General features: G+C 59.4%; 21 protein-coding genes, 5 tRNA genes and 1 riboswitch. Of the genes, 6 read left to right on the forward strand and 20 right to left on the reverse strand.

Annotated features, from left to right (window positions below; genetic code table 11):
- Nucleotides 1-170 precede the first annotated feature (170 nt).
- Nucleotides 171-863, reverse strand: coding sequence for a sensor histidine kinase (locus tag ACOYXI_RS11980; RefSeq protein WP_098965110.1), 693 nt, complete (start codon nt 861-863; stop codon nt 171-173).
- Entirely contained in the window at nt 860-2464 is a 1605-nt protein-coding gene (locus ACOYXI_RS11985) for a tetratricopeptide repeat-containing response regulator (RefSeq protein ID WP_047295822.1), read from the reverse strand. Before ACOYXI_RS11985 ends, ACOYXI_RS11980 begins: the two co-directional genes overlap by 4 nt.
- Before the next feature lie 132 nt (nt 2465-2596).
- Between ACOYXI_RS11985 and ACOYXI_RS11990 the strand changes: the two genes are divergently transcribed.
- Nucleotides 2597-4048, forward strand: coding sequence for a lysozyme inhibitor LprI family protein (locus ACOYXI_RS11990; RefSeq protein ID WP_461674868.1), 1452 nt, complete (start codon nt 2597-2599; stop codon nt 4046-4048).
- Nucleotides 4049-4130: 82 nt separating this feature from the next.
- Here ACOYXI_RS11990 and ACOYXI_RS11995 read toward each other — a convergent pair.
- Nucleotides 4131-4207: transfer RNA gene (locus tag ACOYXI_RS11995), tRNA-Arg, on the reverse strand.
- Between the two features lie 294 nt (nt 4208-4501).
- On the opposite strand from ACOYXI_RS11995, the gene ACOYXI_RS12000 reads away from it, so the two are divergent.
- Nucleotides 4502-4732, forward strand: coding sequence for a hypothetical protein (locus ACOYXI_RS12000; RefSeq protein ID WP_027612268.1), 231 nt, complete (start codon nt 4502-4504; stop codon nt 4730-4732).
- Nucleotides 4733-4752: 20 nt separating this feature from the next.
- On the forward strand, nt 4753-4932 hold the full coding sequence (locus ACOYXI_RS12005) for a PA3371 family protein (protein WP_027612267.1): 180 nt from the start codon (nt 4753-4755) through the stop codon (nt 4930-4932).
- Here ACOYXI_RS12005 and phnN read toward each other — a convergent pair.
- Nucleotides 4907-5476: a phosphonate metabolism protein/1,5-bisphosphokinase (PRPP-forming) PhnN gene (gene phnN / locus ACOYXI_RS12010; protein WP_461674869.1), complete on the reverse strand. Its 570-nt coding sequence runs from the start codon at nt 5474-5476 to the stop codon at nt 4907-4909. The genes ACOYXI_RS12005 and phnN overlap by 26 nt on opposite strands.
- A 388-nt stretch (nt 5477-5864) precedes the next feature.
- On the opposite strand from phnN, the gene ACOYXI_RS12015 reads away from it, so the two are divergent.
- Entirely contained in the window at nt 5865-6191 is a 327-nt protein-coding gene (locus ACOYXI_RS12015) for an Arc family DNA-binding protein (protein WP_003178899.1), read from the forward strand.
- A 232-nt stretch (nt 6192-6423) separates the two neighbouring features.
- On the opposite strand, the gene mgtE is transcribed toward ACOYXI_RS12015, so the two are convergent.
- Entirely contained in the window at nt 6424-7866 is a 1443-nt protein-coding gene (gene mgtE, locus ACOYXI_RS12020) for a magnesium transporter (protein ID WP_027612263.1), read from the reverse strand.
- A 321-nt stretch (nt 7867-8187) separates the two neighbouring features.
- Between mgtE and ACOYXI_RS12025 the strand changes: the two genes are divergently transcribed.
- The gene (locus tag ACOYXI_RS12025) at nt 8188-8706 is read left to right on the forward strand and encodes a cell envelope protein SmpA (protein ID WP_461674870.1); all 519 of its coding nucleotides are present in this window, start codon (nt 8188-8190) and stop codon (nt 8704-8706) included.
- A gap of 18 nt (nt 8707-8724) precedes the next feature.
- On the opposite strand, the gene ACOYXI_RS12030 is transcribed toward ACOYXI_RS12025, so the two are convergent.
- The 8 genes from ACOYXI_RS12030 to ltaE form a co-directional block, all read right to left on the reverse strand.
- Nucleotides 8725-8801 (reverse strand) — tRNA-Arg (locus tag ACOYXI_RS12030).
- 72 nt (nt 8802-8873) lie between these two features.
- Nucleotides 8874-8950 (reverse strand) — tRNA-Arg (locus tag ACOYXI_RS12035).
- Nucleotides 8951-9021: 71 nt separating this feature from the next.
- Nucleotides 9022-9098 (reverse strand) — tRNA-Arg (locus ACOYXI_RS12040).
- Between the two features lie 107 nt (nt 9099-9205).
- A tRNA-Ser gene (locus ACOYXI_RS12045) sits at nt 9206-9296 on the reverse strand.
- Nucleotides 9297-9358: 62 nt separating this feature from the next.
- Entirely contained in the window at nt 9359-9547 is a 189-nt protein-coding gene (gene csrA, locus ACOYXI_RS12050) for a carbon storage regulator CsrA (protein ID WP_002554426.1), read from the reverse strand.
- A 188-nt stretch (nt 9548-9735) separates the two neighbouring features.
- Nucleotides 9736-10977, reverse strand: a complete 1242-nt coding sequence (locus tag ACOYXI_RS12055) for an aspartate kinase (protein ID WP_025112914.1) — start codon at nt 10975-10977, stop codon at nt 9736-9738.
- 90 nt (nt 10978-11067) lie between these two features.
- Nucleotides 11068-13686, reverse strand: a complete 2619-nt coding sequence (gene alaS, locus ACOYXI_RS12060) for an alanine--tRNA ligase (RefSeq protein ID WP_461674871.1) — start codon at nt 13684-13686, stop codon at nt 11068-11070.
- Nucleotides 13687-13832: 146 nt separating this feature from the next.
- Complete coding sequence (gene ltaE / locus ACOYXI_RS12065; RefSeq protein WP_461674872.1) at nt 13833-14837, reverse strand: low-specificity L-threonine aldolase; 1005 nt, start codon at nt 14835-14837, stop codon at nt 13833-13835.
- 290 nt (nt 14838-15127) lie between these two features.
- Nucleotides 15128-15299: riboswitch (FMN riboswitch) on the forward strand.
- 101 nt (nt 15300-15400) lie between these two features.
- Between ltaE and ACOYXI_RS12070 the strand changes: the two genes are divergently transcribed.
- Nucleotides 15401-15910, forward strand: a complete 510-nt coding sequence (locus ACOYXI_RS12070; protein WP_041066540.1) for a 6,7-dimethyl-8-ribityllumazine synthase — start codon at nt 15401-15403, stop codon at nt 15908-15910.
- 121 nt (nt 15911-16031) lie between these two features.
- Here ACOYXI_RS12070 and astE read toward each other — a convergent pair whose 3' ends face one another.
- From astE to ACOYXI_RS12105, 7 genes are all read right to left on the reverse strand, one after another.
- On the reverse strand, nt 16032-17042 hold the full coding sequence (gene astE / locus ACOYXI_RS12075; protein WP_461674873.1) for a succinylglutamate desuccinylase: 1011 nt from the start codon (nt 17040-17042) through the stop codon (nt 16032-16034).
- A 12-nt stretch (nt 17043-17054) separates the two neighbouring features.
- Entirely contained in the window at nt 17055-17345 is a 291-nt protein-coding gene (locus ACOYXI_RS12080; protein WP_134787124.1) for a topoisomerase II, read from the reverse strand.
- Nucleotides 17346-17402: 57 nt separating this feature from the next.
- On the reverse strand, nt 17403-18749 hold the full coding sequence (astB, locus tag ACOYXI_RS12085) for an N-succinylarginine dihydrolase (RefSeq protein ID WP_115984193.1): 1347 nt from the start codon (nt 18747-18749) through the stop codon (nt 17403-17405).
- A 163-nt stretch (nt 18750-18912) separates the two neighbouring features.
- Complete coding sequence (gene astD / locus ACOYXI_RS12090) at nt 18913-20382, reverse strand: succinylglutamate-semialdehyde dehydrogenase (protein WP_167797104.1); 1470 nt, start codon at nt 20380-20382, stop codon at nt 18913-18915.
- Entirely contained in the window at nt 20379-21404 is a 1026-nt protein-coding gene (gene astA / locus ACOYXI_RS12095; RefSeq protein ID WP_027612638.1) for an arginine N-succinyltransferase, read from the reverse strand. Before astA ends, astD begins: the two co-directional genes overlap by 4 nt.
- 51 nt (nt 21405-21455) lie before the next feature.
- Nucleotides 21456-22475, reverse strand: coding sequence for an arginine/ornithine succinyltransferase subunit alpha (gene aruF / locus ACOYXI_RS12100; protein ID WP_461674874.1), 1020 nt, complete (start codon nt 22473-22475; stop codon nt 21456-21458).
- A gap of 240 nt (nt 22476-22715) precedes the next feature.
- Nucleotides 22716-23936: an aspartate aminotransferase family protein gene (locus ACOYXI_RS12105; RefSeq protein ID WP_461674875.1), complete on the reverse strand. Its 1221-nt coding sequence runs from the start codon at nt 23934-23936 to the stop codon at nt 22716-22718.
- Nucleotides 23937-23977: the final 41 nt, after the last annotated feature.

Genomic DNA, 23977 nt, shown 5'->3' on the forward strand with positions numbered 1-23977 from the left:
CGGCGTGACACATTCAATCTCATCAATGCCGGTCAGTCGCTGTGCGAGTGAACGCTGGCCATCGGTTGTCATGACGCAATCCTTGTTATTGTGCGAGCCGCGAACGGCGACCCGTACAAAATAGGCTCCGGCTGTTCGGAATATCAAGCAGCGTCAAACAAAAACCCGGGTCACGGCAGATAAAGGCTGAACACCCCGCCACCCAGTGGTCCGCCATTGCTGATTTCGGTGTGCCCGACCACGCCATTGCGCTGATGCAACGCGGCAATCCGGTTGGCGAAATACAGACCCAACCCGGTGCTGCCACTGCTGTGATTGATGCCCTGCACGTAATCGGCCTGCCGCTCGAGCATCTCGGCCGGGTAACCGTCGCCGTCATCGTTGATGCTCAACACCAGTTGCCCAGCCTCGTCGCTCACGGTAATCAGCAGCGACTCGCGGGCATAACGAATCGCGTTGTTGATGCAGTTGCCCAATACCGACGCAACCAATTCGCGATCGAAGAAACCCAGCGGGCTCAGCGGATCAACTTCGTAGGTAGCAATGATCCCGCGACTGGCGAACACCTCTTGATGCGCGGCCAGTTGCGCCTCAATGAAATCATCCAGCTCGTGATACGCCGGTTGCAGCGGCAACTGGTTGACGCCGAGCTTGTACAGCCCGAGCAGTTGCACCAGCATGCCGTTGAGGTGGGCGAACTCGAAGTCGATCACACCCTGCTCCGCCCCACCGCGTTGCGCTTCGGGCAAGCGCGCCAGCCACTGGCTGTGGGCTTGCATCAGCATCGCCAGCGAGTTCTTCATGTCATGAACGGTGGAGGCGATCACCGTGGAGAAATCCAGCGCCTGCTCGTCTTGGTTCATTCGCCAAACGCCTTGCTTTTCAGCTTCTGATAACGCGCATAGCGCGCGTCGGTGTCGGGCATCAGGCCGACCATTTTCAGGCAGGCCCGACATTCTTCCAGCTCCGCCGACGGCACACTGGTGTCGGTGCCATGCAGCAGCGACTGGGCCATGTTCAGCGCGATACTGATGTTCTTCGGTTGCATCTTCAGCGCCTTGCGGAACACCTCGCGGGCCTCCACCAGATTGCCGGTCTTGTACACGCGCACGCCCTGACGGTTGAGGTCGGCGGCGGCGTTGCTCGAACTGAGGATAGTCGGATCGTCGGTGAGCTTGGCGATGTCTTTCATCACCGCCGGATCGTCACCGTAGATCTCCGCACAGCTCTTGAGCATCGAAGTGCCCGCCTCGGCCTGACCGAGCATCTGCAATTGCTTGGCGACCAGCAGCGCCGCTTCAGGGCTCATGAACTGTTCCATGCCGTCGAGGCGCATCAGTGCTTGTTCGGTGAGTTTGTCGGCGGTCTCGGCATCGTTGAGCAGCAGACTGGTGGCCTTCATCAGCCGCGCACGAATCTGCAGGCCGGGGTCAGACGGGTTCTCTTTGGCGACGGCGCTGAGCGTGGTGTTGATCTCCAGCCGCGTGCGCGTGTCGAGCCCGCGCTCACTGCCCTTGCTGATCAAGGCATGGGCCAGACCGAGATTGCTTTCCGGGTCCTTGAAACGCGACTGCGCGCCCTGCGCCACCGCCTGACGATAGGCCCGGGACGCGGTGTCGAAATCCTCGTTGGCCATCGCCAGTTTGCCGAGCAACGCCTGCCGGCGCACCGCCAGCGGCGACAAACGAATCGCCTCCTCCAGCACCCGCTGCGCGCCTTTGGTATCGCCCTCGGCGACCAGCACATCGGCCATGCCGTCGTACAACGCCGGCATCATCGGGAACACTTTCAGCGCTTTTTCGTAGACATCTTTGGCCTGCGCCACTTGCCCACGCTTGAACAGCAACTTGCCCAGCCCGGCAAACGCCCACGGCAACGGCCGGTCGGCAATGATGCTGTCGTAGAGGCGTTCGAGCGCTTCGTTCTGGTTCATGTCGCGCAGCGCATCGGCGCGATAACGCAGGCACAGCGGCGAATAACGGATGTCCTGCTTGCACAGCGCAATACAGGCATTGAGCACCTCGACCGGTTTACCGCGATCAAGGGCTTGCAGAATCGGTTTGAGCAACGTCTTGCGCTGCTCCAGACGCTCCAGACGCTGCGCCAGGCCGGAGCGGTTGAACGGCTTGGTCAGGTAGGCATCCGGCTCATGCTCCAGGGCGCTGAGCACCATCGCCTGACTGGTCTCGGCCGTGACCATGACAAACACCGCTTCATGGCTGATGAGCTTTTCCGACATCAAGTCTTCCAGCACCTGCTGGCCGTTCTTCTTGCCGTCGCCGAGGTGGAAATCCTGCAGAATGAAATCGTAGGACTTCTGCGCACACATCTTCAGCGCTTGCTCGCCGGTATCGGCGGTATCCACATCCTTGACCCCCAGTTCGCGCAGCATCGAGCGGACGGAACTGCGGAAATCCGAGAAATCATCGACGATCAGAAAACTCTTTTGGTGATACGACAGCATCGAAGATTTCCAGGCAATTGAAGTAGGTGAACCGGGGGCGTTTTCACAGGCGCGCAGATGATAGCTGGAGGCCAAATGCTATCAAGCGATTTCGCGCGAGTCTGAGGTCGCCGAAGGAGTTATCGGCAAGGAGTGGGGTTCTCTGAAGTGGAGGGGTTCAAGATTCCTTGGGCAGCGATTACCCTGCGCGCCGGGTCATCTTTTCACTACAGGGTTTATCTCGTGTACATCAAAGGACGTTGCATCGTGTCCGCCTGTGCGCTGCTGTTTTTTCAGCAGGCAATGGCGGGAGGAATGGATTGTGCGAAAGCGGCGAGTGCCGTGGAGAATGCTGTTTGTGCGGATAAAGGGTTGTATGAGCTGGATGCGCAGATGGGTGCTGCATACAGCAAACTCATGAAGTCAGCGCCAGATAAAACGACCGAGCTTAAAGGCGCTCAGCGCCTTTGGCTAAAGACCCGCAATCAATGCGTTGAAAATGTCAGTTGCCTTAATCAGCGCTATCGCGAACGGCTCGAATCATTGCAAACGCAATGGATCGATACGCTGGCGTACTTGCCCGACGAGATAGACAGACAGGCGATGGTCGAGCTGCAGCAACGTATCGAGGCGGCGAGCAAGGTTGATCCCGAGTTTGCTCTGGAAAAGACTCTAGGTGCATTCACGGTAAGCCTTGATAAAACTTCGTTTGCCGGTGTTCCCGATGATGATGAGCAAACGCATTTTCCCGAAACGATCCCGAAAGGAGTGAGCCTGGATGAATGGAAGGCATTAAATGCGTCCAACATCACAGGTGCCTCTGAAATGGGTCAAACGACTTACACCCTTACCGATCTGGATGGCGATGGATTGCGCGACCTGATCGTTGAAACCTACTCAGGCGGCACCGGGTTGTTCTGGTACACCGAAACCTGGCGCGGCACAGGAAGCAGGTTCACCAGACGAGGTGCCGAAGCTGCTACCGAACCCAACGCCCAGACCACCCTTTTCTACACCAATGATCGCGGCGCCAACCAAGCGGTCAACTGGGTCAAGGTGCATGACAGAATTTACGCCGCCTATCGAGATGGCGCTTACGGTGTTGATAAGGTCTATCTGCTCAACCCCCTGCGGATCAATCATCAGGTCCCCACGATAACGGTGCAGTATGGTTATGAACTGAACGTGCCTCGCACTCAGGCGAATCAGGACAATCCGACAGCCTATGAACTGACCCCCACCGTACAAAAGGCACTCATTCTAGGTTTATCCAAGATAAGAAATACGGAGTCGAAGAACTCGGCCCCCATCTGCCCAATCCCCTCATCAGGCCCGGGGGACGATGACTATTACAGCTACGGCGCAAGTTATTACGCGATTGAACCCGTCGCCGATTTCCCGGTGATCATCGGCGACGACTGCTTTATCGCCAGACTGATCAATTGGTTTGGTAGCTACGATGAAAAAGTCGGGCTGTTTGCGCAACTGGCGTTGCGAAAGCCGGGATCAGAAGAGCAGGCACAAAGCTATACGGTCAACGGGCGCCGCCACATAACTCAAGTAAGCATCTCAATAGGCAAAGCCGAGGGTGGCGCGGCAAACTAGACAGCAGCAATGAAAACGAAAAAGCCCCGCCAGATCATCCTGTGCGGGGCTTTTTTGCGAGCCTTGGCGAGGCTCTGAATGATGGTGTCCCAGGGCAGGTTCGAACTGCCAACCTTCCCCTTAGGAGGGGGATGCTCTATCCAATTGAGCTACTGAGACACTGAGTTATCGCGGCCGGACGCGGCGCGACGGACGGCGTGCATGTTAACGGCCAGCCCCTGATTTGTCATGTCGTCCGTGGGCTTTTTAAGTGTAGGCAGGCGCCTTGCAATACTGCGGGAACATTTACCGTGCAATTTGCACTACCTCAAAAAGCCATCATTGCAGATTGCAACCCTCTCCCTATGAAAAACCCTTGCAAATCCTTGTTTTTAAAGGACTTCACAGCGGTTAGACTGTTGGCACGACGGCTGCTTTCTCTGTTCTCATAACAGCACAAACGGAGTCCGCCCCATGAACAGCACTCTCCTGCTCGCAAACGCTATCGCACTGGCGGTTTTGGTTGGCTTTCATTTTGTTCCAGAGAGTGCTGAACCGGTGGCTCAGCGTATGCCGCATTATTTGCAGGTGCAGAAAGCGCCGCAGTTGGCGGTGCTGAGCGATCAGAGCGACTACGCGGCGCAGGCAGTCAATGAGCCTGAGCAAGCAATGCCGACGCGCGACACCGAACGTCTGGTTTTTTGAAATATCTTCAGGAGTACAGCATGTCCAGATCAGCCGCAGGATTTCTGATCCTCGCCTTATTGAGTGGCGTTGTGCATTTTTCGCTGTTCGAGGAAACCTCAGTCACCCTGCCCCTGATTGGCTGCGGCGTGTTTGCGGTGTTGTTTGTGCTGGCCCTGGTGGCCGGGCGCAGGATCAAGTTTGATCCGGTGCTGCGTTAAGACGGATCAAGCCCAGCAGTTGCTTGACGGCGTCCGCCAGGTCGCCCGAGTTGTCGATCAGATGCACGGGCAAGTCAGTTGCCCTTCTGTCCTTGAACAGCGCATTGCGCGCCAGTCTCGCATCGATCTGCTCAGGCGTCTCCCGCCCTCGTCTGAGCAGGCGTTCACGCAAGACCTCATCGTTGACCGTCAGCAGCACCGGCAGCAGCGTCGGATAGCGCTCAAGCGCCTGACGCAGGTTGGCGCGTGAGCCGTTCACCAGCACAGATCGTCCAGCGCGCAACCATTCGTCGATTTCTGCCGGGATACCATAAGCCAGCCCATTGGCCTGCCAGGACAGCGAGAAATCCCCGGCTTGCTGGCGTCGCTCGAACTCTTCGGGCGTCACGCCGATGGCATCCTCACCCACCGATTCCGCTGATCGGGTAATCACTCTGCGGATGATTTCGCATTTCAACTCACGCAAAGGCTCACGCGCGGCCTCGATCAGGCTGTCCTTGCCTGAACCGGAGGGTCCCATCAGATAAATAAGCCTGCCATCCATCCTGAAAACGCCCTCCAACGGGTGTTTGCCCTAGTAAATCGGCAAATTGCCACTATCCTGTACAGGTAAGGAACAAGGATTGAAAGCCGCATAGCATGCACGTTCTGACGTCTTCGGACATCAACAGATGTGCACCCGGAAGCGGTCATTGATGCGGACCAAGGCAAAGTTTTCAAACCAGTCCGCATTTCTGATAATTGGTGCTGGCATTACGCCTTTACCCAGCTCAATATTTGTCACAGAATTGACGCCAATGATCTGGCAATTTTGAGGCATGATGCGGGCCTCTTAACAATTCAGGTTGAACCATTTGGCGCGGATGCTTGTCCTACCACACATCCTGCGGCCAATCCCGAGAACCGCTCCCCTGAACTAACCGGTTAAATATATGCGCCCATTGAAACAGGCAATTTATTCCAGCCGTACGGCTGACAAGTTCGTCGTACGTCTGCCAGACGGGATGCGTGAACGCATTGCCGAGGTGGCTCGCAATCATCATCGCAGCATGAACTCCGAAATCATTGCGCGCCTTGAGCAGAGTCTTATTCAGGAAGGTGCACTGGGCGAAGAGTTGAGCATGCGCCTGGACAGCCCGGAGCTTTCGCTGCATGAGCGTGAGCTGCTGCAACGCTTCCGTCAGCTGTCGCACCGTCAACAGAACGCACTGGTGTCGCTGATCGCTCACGACGCCGAGATGGCCGCAGACGCGTCCTGAGTTGTGCCGAACATCTCAAGCCAGCTTAAGTGCTGGCTTTTTTTTACCCGGATTTTAATCACGACAATCCAAGGCAGACTTTGTGGTGAGGGGATTTATCCCCGACGGACTGCGCAGCAGGCCCTCTTCCGGGGTCGCTGCGCAACCCATCGGGGATAAATCCCCTCACTACAGATAACTACACAGGCACAAAAAAGCCCGCCATTTCGGCGGGCTTTTGTATGGCAGCGAATCAGAGCAGGAAGATCGTCGCCAACCCCAGAAAGATGAAGAAGCCACCGCTGTCGGTCATGGCCGTGATCATCACGCTGGCGCCCATCGCCGGGTCTCGGCCCATCTTGGCCAGCGTCATCGGGATCAACACCCCCATCAGCGCCGCGAGCAGCAGGTTGAGAGTCATCGCCGCCGTCATCACCACACCCAGCGACCAACTGCCGTAAAGCAGGTAGGCGACCACACCGATCACCCCACCCCAGACCAGACCATTGATCAACGCCACCGCCAGCTCCTTGCGCATCAGACGCGAGGTGTTGCCGGTGCTGACCTGGTCGAGCGCCATGGCACGCACGATCATGGTGATCGTCTGGTTACCGGAGTTACCGCCGATACCCGCCACGATCGGCATCAGCGCCGCCAGCGCCACCAGCTTCTCGATCGAGCCTTCGAACAGACCGATCACCCGCGACGCGACAAAGGCAGTGATGAGATTGATCGCCAGCCACGCCCAACGGTTGCGCAGGGATTTCCAGACTGAGGCGAAGATGTCTTCCTCTTCGCGCAGACCCGCCATGTTGAGGACTTCGCTTTCGCTCTCCTCACGAATCAGGTCGACCATTTCGTCGATGGTCAGACGGCCGATCAGCTTGCCGTTCTTGTCGACCACCGGGGCCGAGATCAAGTCGTAACGCTCGAACGCCTGAGCCGCGTCATAGGCGTCCTCGTCCGGATGAAAACTCACCGGATCGCTGGCCATGACTTCAGAAACCTGTTTCTCCGGATCGTTGACCAGCAGACGCTTGATCGGCAGCACGCCCTTGAGCACGCCGTCGTAATCGACCACGAACAGTTTGTCGGTGTGGCCCGGCAGCTCTTTGAGCCGACGCAGGTAACGCAGAACCACTTCGAGGCTGACATCCTCGCGGATGGTCACCATCTCGAAGTCCATCAGCGCACCGACCTGCTCCTCGTCATAGGACAGGGCCGAACGCACGCGCTCGCGTTGTTGCTGGTCGAGCGTCTCCATCAGCTCATGGACGACGTCTCGCGGCAGCTCGGAGGCCAGGTCAGCAAGTTCGTCGGCGTCCATGTCCTTGGCCGCAGCCAGGAGCTCGTGATCGTCCATGTCGGCGATCAGCGTTTCACGAACGGAATCGGATACTTCGAGAAGAATGTCGCCGTCGCGATCAGCCTTGACCAGTTGCCAGAGCGTCAGACGGTCGTCCAGCGGCAAGGCTTCAAGGATGTAGGCAACGTCGGCGGAGTGCAGATCATCGAGTTTGCGTTGCAGCTCGACGAGGTTCTGCCGGTGAACCAGGTTCTCGACCCGGTCGTGGTGCGCGCCTTCCTGGCGATGAGTCAGGTCTTCGACGACCTTCTGGCGCTGCAGCAGCTCAACGACCTGAGCCAGGCGATCCTGCAGGCTTTCCTGGGTTTTCTTTACTTCGATTTCGGACATAGGCGAACTCCACTCCCAGCAGCGGGGCACGCCGGAAGGATCAATCAGTCAATTCATGATTGGTGAAACGGGCTACTGAGTAACTACTGGGTAAGTCCATGGAGGTTTTCCATAAGCCCCGGCGGGGCCGACGGGCGCAATGATACACCGCCTGACGGTTTTAAACGTTAAAAAATCGCGGTCGAAACAAGTGCTTGCGCGACAAAGTTGAGCGCTGTCCTGACCCGTGCAGATGCGACGACTCATCTTGAAAAGAAAACACACCGGCGTTGAAAAATGTAGCGACTACCCTTGAGCGTAGACCGTCATGGAGGACGTCGAATGCTATCCAGAACATGCCTTTTTGTGGTCGCCAGCCTGCTCTGCCTGCCACTCGCCGGAGCCGCCACCACCCTTCACCGCTGCGAGGCTGCCGACCGCGGCATCACCTTCACGACCCTGAGCTGTGCGAGCGACGAGCAGCTTTCAGAGCAACAGGTTCACCCTTACTCGCCCGGATCCGTCGTACCGATCATGCCGGAACACAACCATGAGGAAATATCCGGTATAACAATCAGGGGACGTGAACCGGGCATCGTTGGCCGCCTGGAGGACAAATGCGGCAACCTGATCGATGCCAGGCAGCGCCGCGCAGCAATCATCAATCAACGAGTGATTGCCGGCATGAGCCAACAGGATGTCGAGAGCGCGCTCGGCAAACCGGACAAGGTGAATATTCGAACGTCGACGACGAGCTATCGCTATGACCTGAAAAAAGGCCGAAGTGCTCAAGTCGATTTTGACGAGAAGGGATGCGTGAAAGGAAAAGCCAAATCGCAGGCAACAAAAAGCCCGCGTTAAACGCGGGCTTCTTGAATATGGTGCACTCGACAGGATTCGAACCTGTGACCGCTCGGTTCGTAGCCGAGTACTCTATCCAGCTGAGCTACGAGTGCATTTTGTGTTTTTAGACCAGATCACAACTGGTTGAAGCCGAGTTGCCTGTATTGCTACAAACGACTCTTAAATGGTGCACTCGACAGGATTCGAACCTGTGACCGCTCGGTTCGTAGCCGAGTACTCTATCCAGCTGAGCTACGAGTGCATTTGTGTTTTTAAACCAGACCACAACTGGCTGAAGCCGAGTTCTTTATATTGCTATAAACAACTCTTAAATGGTGCACTCGACAGGATTCGAACCTGTGACCGCTCGGTTCGTAGCCGAGTACTCTATCCAGCTGAGCTACGAGTGCATTTGTTGCGCCGCATTATAGCCCGTCTAATCTCTATTCCAACCACTTTTTCTAATAAATTCAAGAACTTACAGAAAAAGCCAGATTACAACGTACTAAGCAAATAATGGCGGAGAACGGGGGATTCGAACCCCCGACACCCTTTTGAGGTGTACTCCCTTAGCAGGGGAGCGCCTTCGGCCACTCGGCCAGCTCTCCGCAACACGGGGCGTATATTAACCACCTTCTTCCCCGTTTGCAAACATAAAAATCGATAAAAATTAATGGCTTGGTTCTTCGTCCTTCTCTTTCTTTATACGCAGGTAAATTTCCTCACGGTGCACGGCAACCTCTTTCGGGGCGTTGACGCCGATGCGCACTTGATTTCCTTTGACGCCGAGCACGGTCACGGTGATTTCGCCATCACCGATAATCAGGCTTTCTGCGCACCGACGAGTCAGAATCAGCATACCTTTCTCCTCACGCATTTCATTTCAGGGACAACAGTCTGCAAAAAAAAGGCACCCGACCTACAACCGGAGCGATCGTAGCCCTACATGCCTGAGTATTGACCAGCGCGAGCAAAAGAACAGTTCAGGGCTCGCGCCATTCAAAAAATAAAGGGCGCGGTCAGACCGCGCCCTTCAGGTGACCGGATTTACTCGCCCTGACGGGCCGGCGCATCCAGTTCGAAAGCCGTGTGCAGGGCGCGCACGGCCAGCTCCAGATACTTCTCTTCGATCACCACGGAAACCTTGATTTCCGACGTCGAGATCATCTGGATGTTGATGCTTTCCTTGGCCAGGGATTCGAACATGCGGCTGGCCACGCCTGCGTGGGAACGCATGCCGACGCCGACGATCGAGACCTTGGCAATCTTGGTGTCGCCCACCACTTCCCGGGCACCGATCTCGCGAGCGGTGTTTTCCAGCACGGTCTGTGCGGCCTGGTAGTCGTTGCGGTGCACGGTGAAGGTGAAGTCGGTGGTGTTATCGTGCGCAACGTTCTGCACGATCATGTCGACTTCGATGTTCGCGGCACTGATCGGGCCGAGAATCTTGAACGCCACGCCCGGGGTGTCTGGCACGCCACGGATGGTCAGCTTGGCTTCATCGCGGTTGAAAGCGATGCCGGAAATGATCGGCTGTTCCATGGTTTCCTCTTCATCAATAGTAATGAGGGTGCCCGGACCCTCCTTGAAGCTGTGCAGTACGCGCAGCGGAACGTTGTACTTGCCGGCGAATTCCACCGCACGGATCTGCAGCACCTTGGAACCGAGGCTGGCCATTTCCAGCATCTCTTCGAAGGTGATCTTGTCCAGACGCTGAGCGACCGGCACCACACGCGGGTCAGTGGTGTAGACACCATCGACGTCGGTGTAGATCTGGCACTCGTCAGCCTTCAAGGCAGCCGCCAGTGCCACGCCTGTGGTGTCGGAACCGCCACGGCCGAGGGTGGTAATGTTGCCGTGCTCGTCGACGCCCTGGAAACCGGCGACAACCACCACGCGACCTGCTTTCAGATCACCGCGAATCTTCTGGTCATCAATCTGCAAGATACGCGCTTTATTGTGCGCACTGTCCGTCAGGATCCGCACCTGATTACCGGTGTACGACACCGCCGGCACACCGCGCTTGATCAGCGCCATGGCCAACAGGGCAATCGTCACCTGCTCACCGGTGGAAACGATCACGTCCAGTTCACGCGGAACCGGTTGCACGTCGCCACTGATTTGCTTGGCCAGATCGATCAGACGGTTGGTTTCGCCGCTCATTGCAGACAGCACAACCACCAGGTCATCGCCGGCATCGCGGAATTTCTTAACCTTGTCGGCGACCTGCTCGATTCTCTCGACAGTGCCGACCGAGGTGCCTCCAAATTTCTGTACGATCAAAGCCATTTCAAAGCCGCCTCTGCCCATGAAGGGCGCCCAATAATCACTCGAACAGCCGCCGGGCCCGCCACTAGACTGCGGGCCCGACGGGCCGTCTTATAAACCCTGCTCGACGAATGGAACGGTCAGCGCCAGCGCGCCATCCAGTGCGCCGGCGTCAACACCGCCGCCCTGCGCCATGTCCGGACGACCACCGCCCTTCCCGCCCACTGCCGCAGCAGCCTGTTTCATCAAATCACCGGCTTTGAGTTGGCCAGTCAGGTCCTTGGTTACGCCTGCAACCAGTACGACCTTTTCCTCATGGACACTGCCGAGCAGGATCACTGCGCGGCCGAGTTTGTTTTTCAGCTGATCGACCAGCGCCAGCAGCGCCTTGCCATCCTGACCATCCAGACGTGCAGCCAGAACCTTCACGCCTTTGACGTCGACTGCCGAGTTCGACAGATCGTCGCCCGCGGCGCTGGCAGCCTTGGCCTGCAACTGCTCGAGTTGCTTTTCCAGCACGCGGTTGCGCTCCAGCACGGCCGACAGCTTGTCGATCAGATTGTCGCGGCTGCCCTTGACCAGGTTGGCCGCTTCCTTGAGTTGTTCTTCTGCAGCGTTCAAGTAGGCCAGTGCCGCAGCACCGGTGACTGCCTCGATACGACGCACACCCGATGCCACACCGCCTTCGCTGATGATCTTCAGCAGGCCGATGTCGCCGGTGCGGTTGGCGTGGATACCGCCACACAGCTCGACGGAGAAATCGCCGCCCATGCTCAGCACGCGCACGTTGTCGCCGTACTTCTCGCCGAACAGCGCCATCGCGCCTTTCTGCTTGGCGGTTTCGATGTCGGTTTCTTCAGTTTCAACTGCGGAGTTCTTGCGGATCTCGGCGTTGACGATGTCTTCCAGCGCTTTGATCTGCTCCGGCTTGATCGCTTCAAAGTGGCTGAAGTCGAAGCGCAGACGCTGGCTATCCACCAACGAACCCTTCTGCTGAACGTGCTCGCCCAGTACCTGACGCAGCGCAGCGTGCAGCAAGTGGGTGGCCGAGTGATTCAGCGAAGTCGCGTGACGCACCTCGGCATCGACATGGGTTTCCACTGGCGCGCCGATGGTCAGACTGCCGGAATCCAGAACACCGTGGTGCAAGAATGCGCCGCCGGTCTTGGTGGTATCACGGACGTCGAAACGCGCGTTGCCCGCCTGGAGGAAACCGCAGTCGCCAATCTGGCCGCCGGATTCAGCGTAGAACGGCGTCTGGTTCAGCACGATCACCGCCTCTTCGCCTTCACTCAGGACGTCGACCGACTGGCCATCTTTGTAGATAGCGACGATTTTTGCCGAACCGCTGGTGTCTTTGTAACCGGTGAACTCGGTGGCCACATCAACCTTGACCAGGGTGTTGTAGTCCAGACCGAACGAGCTGGCGGAACGCGCACGAACACGCTGGGCTTCCATTTCACGCTCGAAGCCGACTTCGTCAACGGTCAGGCCGCGCTCGCGAGCGATGTCGGCCGTCAGGTCCATCGGGAAACCGTAGGTGTCGTAGAGTTTGAACACCACGTCGCCCGGCACCACGGTGCCTTTGAGTTCCAGCAGATCCTGTTCGAGAATCTTCAAGCCGTGCTCCAGGGTCTTGGAGAACTGTTCTTCTTCGGCCTTCAGTACGCGCTCGATGTTGCTCTGCTGCTTCTGCAGTTCCGGGAAGGCTTCGCCCATCTCGGCGACCAGCGCAGCCACGATCTTGTAGAAGAAGCTGCCGGTGGCGCCCAGCTTGTTGCCGTGACGGCAGGCGCGACGAATGATCCGGCGCAGCACGTAGCCGCGGCCTTCGTTGGACGGCAGCACGCCGTCGGCGATCAGGAAACCGCACGAACGAATGTGGTCGGACACCACTTTCAGCGACGACTGGTCGCCATTCTCGCAGCCGATGGCTTCAGCCGAGGCTTTGAGCAGGTTCTTGAACAGGTCGATGTCGTAGTTGGAATTGACGTGCTGCATCACCGCACTGATCCGCTCCAGGCCCATGCCGGTATCGACCGACGGTGCTGGCAACGGATGCAACACGCCATCGGCGGTGCGGTTGAACTGCATGAACACGTTGTTCCAGATCTCGATGTAACGGTCGCCGTCTTCTTCCGGCGAACCCGGTGGGCCGCCCCAGATGTGGTCGCCGTGATCGTAGAAAATCTCGGTGCACGGGCCGCACGGGCCGGTATCGCCCATGGTCCAGAAGTTGTCGGAGGCGTAAGGCGCGCCTTTGTTGTCGCCGATGCGGATCATGCGCTCGACCGGCACGCCGATCTGCTTGGTCCAGATGTCATACGCTTCGTCGTCGGAGGCGTAGACGGTGACCCAGAGTTTTTCCTTCGGCAGTTTCAGAACGCCAGTCAGGAAGGTCCAGGCGAAGGTAATCGCGTCGTGCTTGAAATAGTCACCGAAGCTGAAGTTACCGAGCATTTCGAAGAATGTGTGGTGACGAGCGGTATAACCGACGTTTTCCAGGTCGCTGTTCTTGCCACCGGCACGCACGCACTTCTGGCTGCTGGTTGCGCGGGTGTACGCGCGCTTTTCCTGGCCCAGGAAGCAGTCCTTGAACTGGTTCATCCCCGCGTTGGTGAACAGCAGGGTTGGGTCGTTGCCCGGAATCAAAGAGCTGGAGGCTACACGGGTGTGGCCTTGCTCTTCGAAGAAGCGAAGGAAGGCTTCACGGATTTCTGCGCTTTTCATTAGGTTCTTCCACGGAGGCTGCGGCCAAAGGCCTGTACGAAACGTCAACAGACGAAACGACGGCAAAGGGCCGCATTATATCGGCCCTTCGCGCGGGGTACAGCGTGTTTATACGATAGTAACGGTCAATTGGACGGCTAACGCTGTCACTTGCGCGAAAACTCGACGAATGTCGCGATCACTTGCTCGATTTGCGAGCGACTGACGTCCATGTGCGTGACCATGCGCAAGCGCGCGGCGGCGCTCAACTTGATCCCGCGTTCGGCGGCAAACGCCTTGAGCGCTTCGGCCTGATCGCCCATTTGCACGTAGACCATGTTGGTCTGCACCGGCTCTACGCTGAACCCGGCCTCGCGCAAGCCTTCGGCCAAGAACTGCGCGTTGGCATGGTCATCCACCAGGCGCTCGATATTGTGATCCAGCGCATACAGCCCCGCTGCCGCCAGCAACCCGGCCTGACGCATGCCACCGCCGACCATTTTGCGCAGGCGGCGGGCCTTGCCGATCAGCTGCTCAGTGCCACACAGCACCGAACCGACCGGCGCGCCGAGGCCTTTGGACAGGCACACCGACACCGAATCGAAATGTTGCGTGATCTCGCGGGCATCCACCCCAAGCTTGACTGCCGCGTTGTACAGCCGCGCGCCGTCCAGATGCAGGGCCAGACCATGCTCCCGCGTGAATTGGCGCGCGCGGGCCAGATACTCCAGCGGTAACACTTTGCCCTGCATGGTGTTTTCCAGCGCCAGCAGCCGGGTACGGGCGAAATGGAAGTCATCCGGCTTGATCGCTGCCGCTACGTGAGCCAGATCCAGCGAACCGTCGGCCTGCACTTCCAGCGGCTGTGGCTGGATCGAACCGAGCACCGCCGCGCCACCGCCCTCGTACTTATAGGTGTGCGCCTGCTGGCCGACGACGTATTCGTCGCCACGTTCGCAATGCGCCATCAGGCCCAGCAGATTGCTCATGGTGCCGGTCGGCACGAACAGCGCGGCGGCGAACCCCAGGCGTTTTGCCAGTTCCGCCTCCAGACGATTGACCGTCGGATCTTCGCCGTACACATCGTCACCCGTGGCCGCCGCCGTCATCGCGTCGAGCATGGCAGGAGTCGGTTGGGTGACGGTGTCGCTGCGAAGATCGATAACGCTCATGAACCTGGCCTCTGGTCAGCAGGGGAAATCCCTTTTCGAAGGTGAATTACTGCGGTCATGGCGCCGATTAATCAACCCTTGAGTGAGAAAAAGCACATTACTTATTGAAAGGACGCAACCCAATGTGGGAGCGGGCTTGCTCGCGAAAGCGGTGTGTCAACCAATCAATTTGCTGACTGACACACCGCCTTCGTCGGAACGCCGCCCGGAGCAAGCCCGCTCCCACAGGTTCTGTGCACGGCTGGAAAATATGTGATAAAAACGCTGCGCCGCCCGAGAAAGGGCGGCAAAAACGTTCTCAGGGCGGGGTGCAATTCCCCACCGGCGGTAATTGCGCGCAATGCGCATAGCCCGCGAGCGCTTGGCGACGAACACGGCTTTTGCTGTGATCGGCGGCAAGGTCAGCAGACCCGGTGTGATTCCGGGGCCGACGGTCATAGTCCGGATGAAGAGAGAACGGGATTGACACCAAAGGGCCGCCCGCGCGCTTGTGTGCTCGTGCGTACCCTTGAATCCCTTTCAATTCATAACGCCCTGTTTTTCACACAAACAGGAGTCAGAACATGCAACCCACCGCTATCGACAGCAAAAGCAAACACCCTCACGGCGAGCGCGTTGCGTTCATCCAGGCCTGCTGGCACAAGGAAATCGTCGACCAGAGCCGTAAGGGCTTCGTCGCCGAAATGCTGGTTCAGGGTTATCAGGAATCGGACATCGATTTCTTCGAAGTCGGCGGCGCCTTTGAAATGCCCCTGCACGCCAAGTTGCTGGCAAAAACCGGCCGTTATGCCGGCATCGTTGCGGCCGCTCTGGTCGTGGACGGCGGCATCTATCGTCACGAATTCGTTGCCCAGTCCGTGGTCAGCGGCCTGATGCAGGTGCAACTGGAAACCGAAGTGCCAGTGTTCTCGGTGTCCCTGACCCCGCATCACTTCCATGCCGGTGAAGAACATCAGAAATTCTTCTTCGAGCATTTCGTGCACAAGGGTCAGGAAGCGGCGCGGACTTGCGCGGATACGCTGCAGAAGGTTCGTGCGCTGCGTCGCAGTGAGCCGCGTGCAGTCGCCGTGTAAACACGAAACCAAAACTGTAGGAGTGAGCCTGCTCGCGATAGCGGAGTGCCAGTCGACCACTGTAGTGACTGATACATTGCAATCGCGAGCAGGCTCACTCCTACAGGGGTTTTGCGTAGGATCAGGCGAGATTTTCGTCGGTGGTCGGCACGATCAGAATGCCCGCGCGCAAGCCGTTCTTGACCTTCGGATTGGGGAAGATGATCCGCGCGCCCTCTTCCTCGATGACCCAGCGGGTATTGGCCAGATCTTCGGCCAGCACATAACCCACATCCAATTCAGAAAAGTTCTCGATGTCCGCTGGCAGGTTCAGGCGGAACGCATCGCTGTGCTTGATGATTTCCCGGGCGACGCTGAACAGCTGCAAACCATCCAGACCCTCTGCAGCCAGATCCGGCTCATTGCCTTCGATGATCTGCTTCAGACGAGTTTCCAGACGTGAAACATCCACCCCTTCGTTCTGCCCGAACGGCCGCGCCTTGCCCAGTTCCAGGGTGAAAGCCTCGGCACCGAGCTTGTCGTAGGTGTAGGAACTGAACACGATCGACGGCTTGTTCTGCAGCAGCACCGCTTCCATCCCGGCAGCGCGCAGACGCGCCAGCTCGCGGCGCGAATGCTGGCGACCTTCCTTCCACGGATACAGCGCGAACTGCTCGATCTTCGAACCACGAATGGCGGTGTGCAGGTCGTAGTGCAGGCGCTGCCGATCCGGCAGGCTGAAGAAGCTCGCCGCCAGCCGTTCCAGCTCGCAGGCGCGGATGGCTTCGGAACCGCTGGTTTGTTCATGCCGGCCGTTGAACAGCCGATTGACGTCCTGCTCGACGAAGCGCTCGCCCTTGCGGATCGCTTCGGGGTTGCCGAACAGGAACAGAATGCGTGCACGCGGCTTCAGATCGCCGCGAGCGATGTCATGCAGCAGCCGATCGAGCAACTCGATCGGCGCTGTTTCATTGCCGTGGATACCTGCCGACAGCAGCAGGTCCAGGCCATTGTCACGCGCTTCGGGTGGCCGGACTTCCAGCGCACCCTCGCTCAACCAGCGCATGCGCACGCCTTCGACAGTCAGTTGAGTCTTCTCCGCCGGTTCGCGGCCGGCGAGGGTCAGTTCAAGCAGTTTGCCGAGGGCGAGCATAGAGCGGTTTCCTTAGTGATCGTGGTTGCAATCCGGGCCGTGCACGTGGTCTTCGTCGTCGCCGACTTCAGCCGGTTCCATTTCCAGTTGCAGACTTACCAGATTAGTCGCCAATGGGCGCAGCAGCAGGTTGGCGTATTCTTCGTCACCTTCCTCGACGTCCACGCCGATCAGCAGCTGGCCACGGCCGTCCTGCTGGATCCACAGCTCTTTGCCTTGCCACATCACCGCGACGCGGGTGCACGAGGTTTGCAGTTGCGTGCCGTCGGTGTCTTCAAGGATCAGCTGCAGGGAATCGCTCATGTTTTTACTCTCTTGGGGAGACAAGCCGCGCGTCGTGTTCAGGCGACGCGCCGGCCATCAATTGATCTGGAATGGATAAACCGCGCCCAGTTTAAGGATTTGCGTCAGTTCATCCAGTGCCGTCCGGCATTCAAGCAGCAACTGCGGGTCCGCCAGATCGGTTTCGCTCAGGCGGTCGCGGTAGTGCTTTTCAACCCATGCGGTCAACGAACCGTACAACGGGGCCGTCATGATAACCCCTGGGTTGACGGCCGCCAGCTCGGTTTCGTTGAGCGCGACGCGCAGTCGCAGGCACGCCGGGCCACCGCCGTTCTGCATGCTTTGCTTGAGGTCGAAGACTTTGACTTCGCGGATCAGCCCGCCGGAGCTGGTCAGCCCTTGCAGGTAGTTCCACACACGCTCGTTGCCACGGCACTCTTCCGGCACGATCAGCAGCATCGAGCCATCCGGACGCGACAGCAGCTGGCTGTTGAACAGGTAGGAACGCACGGCGTCATCCACGGTGACCGCCGAACGCGGCACGCAGACCGACTGGAACTTGCCGCCGACCTTGGCCAGTTTGCCCTGCAACTCGGCCAGCATCTGCTCGGTGTCGAGGAACGCGTCCTCGTGATAGAACAGCACCTCGCCGTTACCCACCGCGATCACGTCGTTGTGGAATACGCCCTGGTCGATCACCGCCGGGTTCTGCTGCGCGTAAACCACGCCCTCGTCACGCAGACCGTGCAGACGCGCTACCGCTTGCGAGGCTTCCAGAGTCTGGCGCGCCGGGTACTTCTGCGGCGCCGGGTAACGGGTGTCGAACGCACTGCGACCAAACACGAAGAACTCGACACCGGCCTCGCCGTACTCACGGCAGAAACGCGTGTGGTTGGCCGCGCCTTCGTCACCGAACTGCGCCACCGCCGGCAACGCGGCGTGATGGGCGAAGTGCTGCTGATCGGCGAACATCGCACCGAGCACGCGGCTGGTGGTCGGGTGTTCGATGCTGCGGTGGTATTTGCAGTTGAGGTTGGCGGCGGTGAAATGCACGCGACCGTCAGCGGTGTCGGCACTCGGGCTGACAGTGGCGGCGTTGGCCACCCACATGCTCGATGCCGAGCAACTGGCGACCAGCAACGGCATGGCTTCCTTCGCTGCACGCTCGATCACTTGCGCGTCGGTGCCGCTGAAACCCAGACGGCGCAACGCGGCCACGTCCGGACGCTCCTGCGGCGCCAGCACGCCTTGCTGAAAGCCCATTTCCATCAGCGCTTTCATTTTCGCCAGACCTTGCAGCGCCGCTTCCTTCGGGTTCGAAGACTGCTGGCTGTTGCTCTGGGACGCAACGTTGCCGTAGGACAGACCACCGTAGTTATGGGTCGGCCCCACTAGACCGTCAAAATTGACTTCATAGGATTTCATCAGCGAGGCTCCACGAGAATCTGTTGTTATAGGCTTCAAGTAACAATTCAGTCAGACCGCGTCGCGGCTATCGCGAGCAGGCTCACTCCTACAGGTTTGGCGGTGTTCACACATGCTATGTTCGACACAAATCCTGTAGGAGTGAGCCTGCTCGCGATGGCCGTTACGCCATCTTCACGCCAGGCGTCAGGGCCGCAGGCAACACCAGGCTCGGTGTTTCCAGCGACGCCACCGGGTACGCGCAGTAATCCGCCGCGTAGTAGGCGCTGGCGCGATGGTTGCCCGAAGCCCCGACACCGCCGAACGGCGCGCTGCTCGCCGCACCGGTCAGCTGTTTGTTCCAGTTGACGATACCGGCGCGGCTTTCCAGCCAGAACTGCTGATAACGATCTTCGGAATCCGACAGCAAACCAGCCGCCAAGCCATAAGCGGTGTCGTTGGCCTCAGCGATCGCCGCAGCGAAATCGGCGTAGCGAATCACCTGCAGCAACGGGCCGAACAGTTCTTCGTCCGGGCGCTTGGCCACGGCGGTCACATCCAGAATGCCCGGAGTCAGCAACGCCGATTGCGCTTGCGGCTGAGTCATCGCCAGCAGCGACACCGCGCCATTGGCCAGCAGGTGTTGCTGGGCATCCATCAGCGCTTTCGCCGCGCCAAGGGAAATCACCGAGCCCATGAACGGCGCGGGTTGCTGATCGAACGCACCGACCTCGATGGTCGCGCTGACTTCCACCAGACGCTTGAGCAGGCTGTCGCCCCACGCGCCTTGCGGCACCAGCAGACGACGGGCGCAGGTGCAACGCTGACCGGCGGAGATGAACGCCGACTGAATGATCGTGTACACCGCCGCGTCCAGATCAGCCACCTGATCGACCACCAGCGGATTGTTGCCGCCCATTTCCAGCGCGAGGATCTTGTCCGGACGCCCGGCGAACTGCTGGTGCAGGTGATTGCCGGTACGGCTCGAACCGGTGAAGAACAGACCGTCGATGCCCGGGTTCGCCGCCAGCGCGATACCGGTTTCGCGAGCACCTTGCAGCAGGTTCAACACGCCGGCCGGAAGACCGGCTTCGATCCAGCACTTGACCGTCAGCTCGGCGACTTTCGGCGTCAGCTCGCTTGGCTTGAACAGCACGCTGTTACCGGCCAGCAGCGCCGGCACGATGTGCCCGTTCGGCAAATGACCCGGGAAGTTGTAAGGGCCGAACACCGCCACCACACCGTGTGGCTTGTGGCGCAGTACGGCGGTGGCGTCGCCCAGCGGGCCGCTCTTCTCGCCGGTACGTTCGCGGTAGCTCTGCACCGAGATCGCGATCTTGTTGACCATGCTGGTGACTTCAGTCGCGGCTTCCCACAGAGGCTTGCCGGTTTCCTCACCAATGGTGCGGGCCAGTTCGTCGCTGTGGTTTTTCAGGGCGGCGGCGAAGGCTTCGAGCACGCTGATGCGCTCGTCCAGCGAACGCCGCGCCCAACCCGGAAAGGCCTGACGCGCAGCCTGCACGGCCGACTCGACCTGAGCGGCGGTAGCGCCCTCCCCCGACCACAGCACTTGCTGGGTCACCGGGTTCAGCGACTGAAAGGCTTCGCCCTGACCGGCGAGCCATTCACCTGCGATGTATAGCGAATTCATTATTTCGACTCCCGAGCAGCAGACAACGCCACGGCGCGCACTTGATCGCCAGCGTTGAGTTGAAGACGTTTGGCGGTCAGCGGATCGACCACCAGCGTGCCGGCGGCCAGGCGGGCCGGGGCAGCGGTGATGCGGCAATCTTCGCGCTTGCGGTTATGGATGATGAACGGCGTGGCGTCATCGCCCGGTGTACCGATCGCCAGCACCAGCGCTTCGCTGTCGCGGACTGCGCGGATCTTGCTGGTTTCGCACTCGATGGCCGGGCCGGCGTCGAAGATGTCGACGTAGCCCTGATAGCTGAAACCTTCGCTCTTGAGCATCGCCAGCGCCGGTTCAGTGTCGGGGTGTACCTGACCGATGACGTTGCGCGCATCCGGCGACAGGAAGCAGGTGTACAGCGGGAATTTCGGCATCAGTTCGGCAATGAACGCCTTGTTGCCAACGCCGGTCAGGTAATCGGCCTGACTGAATTCCATCTTGAAGAAGTGCCGACCGAGGCTCTCCCAGAACGGCGAGCGTCCGGCTTCATCGGAGACGCCGCGCATCTCGGCGATGATCTTGTTGCCGAACAGCTCAGGGAACTCGGCGATGAACAGCATGCGCGCCTTGGACAGCATGCGGCCGTTTAGACCAGTGCGGTAATCGGCGTGCAGGAACAGCGAGCACAGCTCGGAGTTGCCGGTCAGGTCATTGGCGAGGAACAGCGTCGGAATCTCGCGATAGATGTTCAGCTCTTGCGAGGCGCTGACGGTCAGGCCGACGCGGAAGTTGTACCACGGCTCGCGCAGACCGACCGCGCCAGCGATGGCGGAAATCCCCACCACGCGACCGTTGTCGTCTTCGAGCACGAACAGGTAGTCCGCATCGCCACGGCCGGCTTCGCCGCGAAAGGTCTTCTCGGCCCAGCCGACCCGATGGGTCAGGCGCTCTTCGTTGGCCGGCAAGGTGGTCAGGCCGGTGCCGGTGCTGCGGGCCAGGTCGATCAGCGCGGATAAATCGCTGCTGCGTACGGGACGAACAATCATGCTATCTCCTCAAACGGGCCGCCTTCGCCACCCGTGAAACTCGCTAAGGCGTTAAACCGCCACCAGGCGCACGCTGGCACCTTCACCGACGCCCAGGGCTTCGGCTGCTTCCAGATCCAGGGTCACCGGTTTGCCCGGCGCGTAATCGAGTTCCAGCAGCACCGCGCGGTAATCCTGCAACTGCGCGTTGGCCACCAGATACTGGCGCCCGGCGCCTTTGACCGGCTCGCCGATCTTCACCGGCACTACACGGCTCTGGGCGATCGAACGGATCCCCGAAGCACGCGCATGCAGGGTCGGGCCACCGTCGAAAATGTCGATGTAGTGATCGGTCTCGAAGCCTTCGCGCATCAGGATGTCGAAAGTGATCTGCGCACGCGGGTGCACCTGGCCCATCGCTTCTTGAGCGGAATCCGGCAGCAGCGGCACGTAGATCGGGTAATGCGGCATCAGTTCGGCGAGGAACGTGCGGCTCTTCAGGCCACACAGGCGTTCGGCCTCGGCGTAGTTGAGGTCGAAGAAGTTGCGCCCGATCGCGTCCCAGAATGGCGAGTCACCGTTTTCGTCGCTGTAACCGACGATCTCGGTCACCACCGAATCAGCAAAACGCTCCGGGTGGCTGGCGACGAACAGCAGGCGGCCACGGGAGTTGAGCTCGGCCCACGGCGACCCCACCAGCTCACGCTGCACGTAGAAACTGGTCAGCAAGCTGTTGCCTGTCAGGTCGTGGCATTGCGAAAGCACGTGGATCTTGTTGTGGATTTTCAGCTCGCGAGAAGCGTGGACGAAGGTCTCGTTGCGGAAGCTGTAGAACGGCTCCGAATAACCGGCCGAAGCAACGATGGCCGAGCAGCCGACCAGTTTGCCGGTGGCGGTGTCTTCGAGGACGAAAAAGTAGCTCTCCTCCCCGTTGAAACTCACTTCGGCAGCGAACGAGGCTTCGCTCGCGGCGATCTTGTCGCTCAGACGTTCCACGTCATCCGGCAAGGAAGTGACACCAATCGGACTGTCCGCAGCCAGACGCTGTACCTCGCCCAGATCAGCCATTTGCGCAGGGCGCATCACCAGCATGGTGTCACTCCTTTCTCTTATAAAAATTTACTGAAGAAATAGCCGGGCCTTGTAGGAGTGAGCCCTGTGGTGAGGGGATTTATCCCCGATGGGTTGCGCAGCAGCCCCAAGATTTTGGGGGCCGCTTCGCTGCCCATCGGGGATAAATCCCCTCACCACTAAGGCTGACTCCGACAGTTAAATCTGTCCGGTATCAAAAATTGGGTTCGACGCCCGAATCCTCGGGCGTCGAAGGGTCTATCAGGCTTGCGTCAGTGTTGCGGCGGCGCGTTCGAAGCGGTCGAGGCCGGCATCGATATCGGCATCTTCCACCACCAGGCTCGGGGCGAAACGGATCACGTCCGGGCCAGCCTGCAGAATCATCAGGCCTTCTTTCTCAGCGGCGTTGAAGATGTCCTTGGCCTTGCCTTTCCAGGCGTCGCTCAGCACACAACCGATCAACAGACCGAGGCCACGCACCTGAGTGAACAGGCCGTACTTCTCGCCGATCTGCTGCAGGCGGGTCTTGAATTTGTCGTGCTTAGCGTTGACGCCGCTCAGCACCTCGGGGGTGTTGATCACGTCGATCACTGCTTCGGCGACGGCGCACGCCAGCGGGTTACCGCCGTAAGTGGTGCCGTGGGTGCCGACGACCAGATGTTTGGCCAGCGCTTCAGTGGTCAGCATCGCGGCGATCGGGAAACCACCGCCCAGGCTCTTGGCGCTGGTCAGGATGTCCGGGGTTACGCCGTAATGCTGGTAGGCGAACAGGTGACCGGTACGGCCCATGCCGGTCTGCACTTCGTCGAACACCAGCAGCGCGTTGTTCGCGTCGCACAGTTCGCGGGCACCTTGCAGGTAAGCCAGTTCGGCCGGCAGTACACCGCCCTCGCCCTGGATAGGTTCGAGCACGACCGCACAGGTCTTGTCGGACACCGCCGCTTTCAGCGCGGCCAGATCGTTGTAAGGAACGTGGGTGATGCCGGTGATTTTCGGACCGAAACCGTCGGAGTACTTCGACTGGCCACCGACGTTAACGGTGAACAGGGTACGACCGTGGAAGCTGTTGAGCGCGGCGATGATCTCGTACTTCTCGCTGCCGAAACGGTCGAACGCCACGCGACGGGCCAGCTTGAACGCGGCCTCGTTGGCTTCGGCGCCCGAGTTGCAGAAGAACACGCGCTCGGCGAACGTGGCGTCGATCAGCTTGTGCGCCAGGCGCAGGGCCGGCTCATTGGTGAACACGTTAGACACGTGCCACAGCTTGTTCGCCTGCTCGGTCAAGGCACCGACCAGCGCCGGATGCGCGTGGCCCAATACGTTTACGGCAATCCCGCCGGCGAAGTCGATCAGCTCGCGACCGCTCTGGTCCCAGACGCGGGAACCGGCGCCATGCACCGGAATGAAAGCGGCAGGCGCGTAGTTGGGAACCATTACCTGGTCGAAATCGGCGCGTTGTACCGCAGCGTGCTCAACGGACATCGGAGTCTCCTGAAGAGGAACACCCGCCTGAAACTGGCGAG

Source organism: Pseudomonas sp. G3-19, from assembly GCF_054855875.1.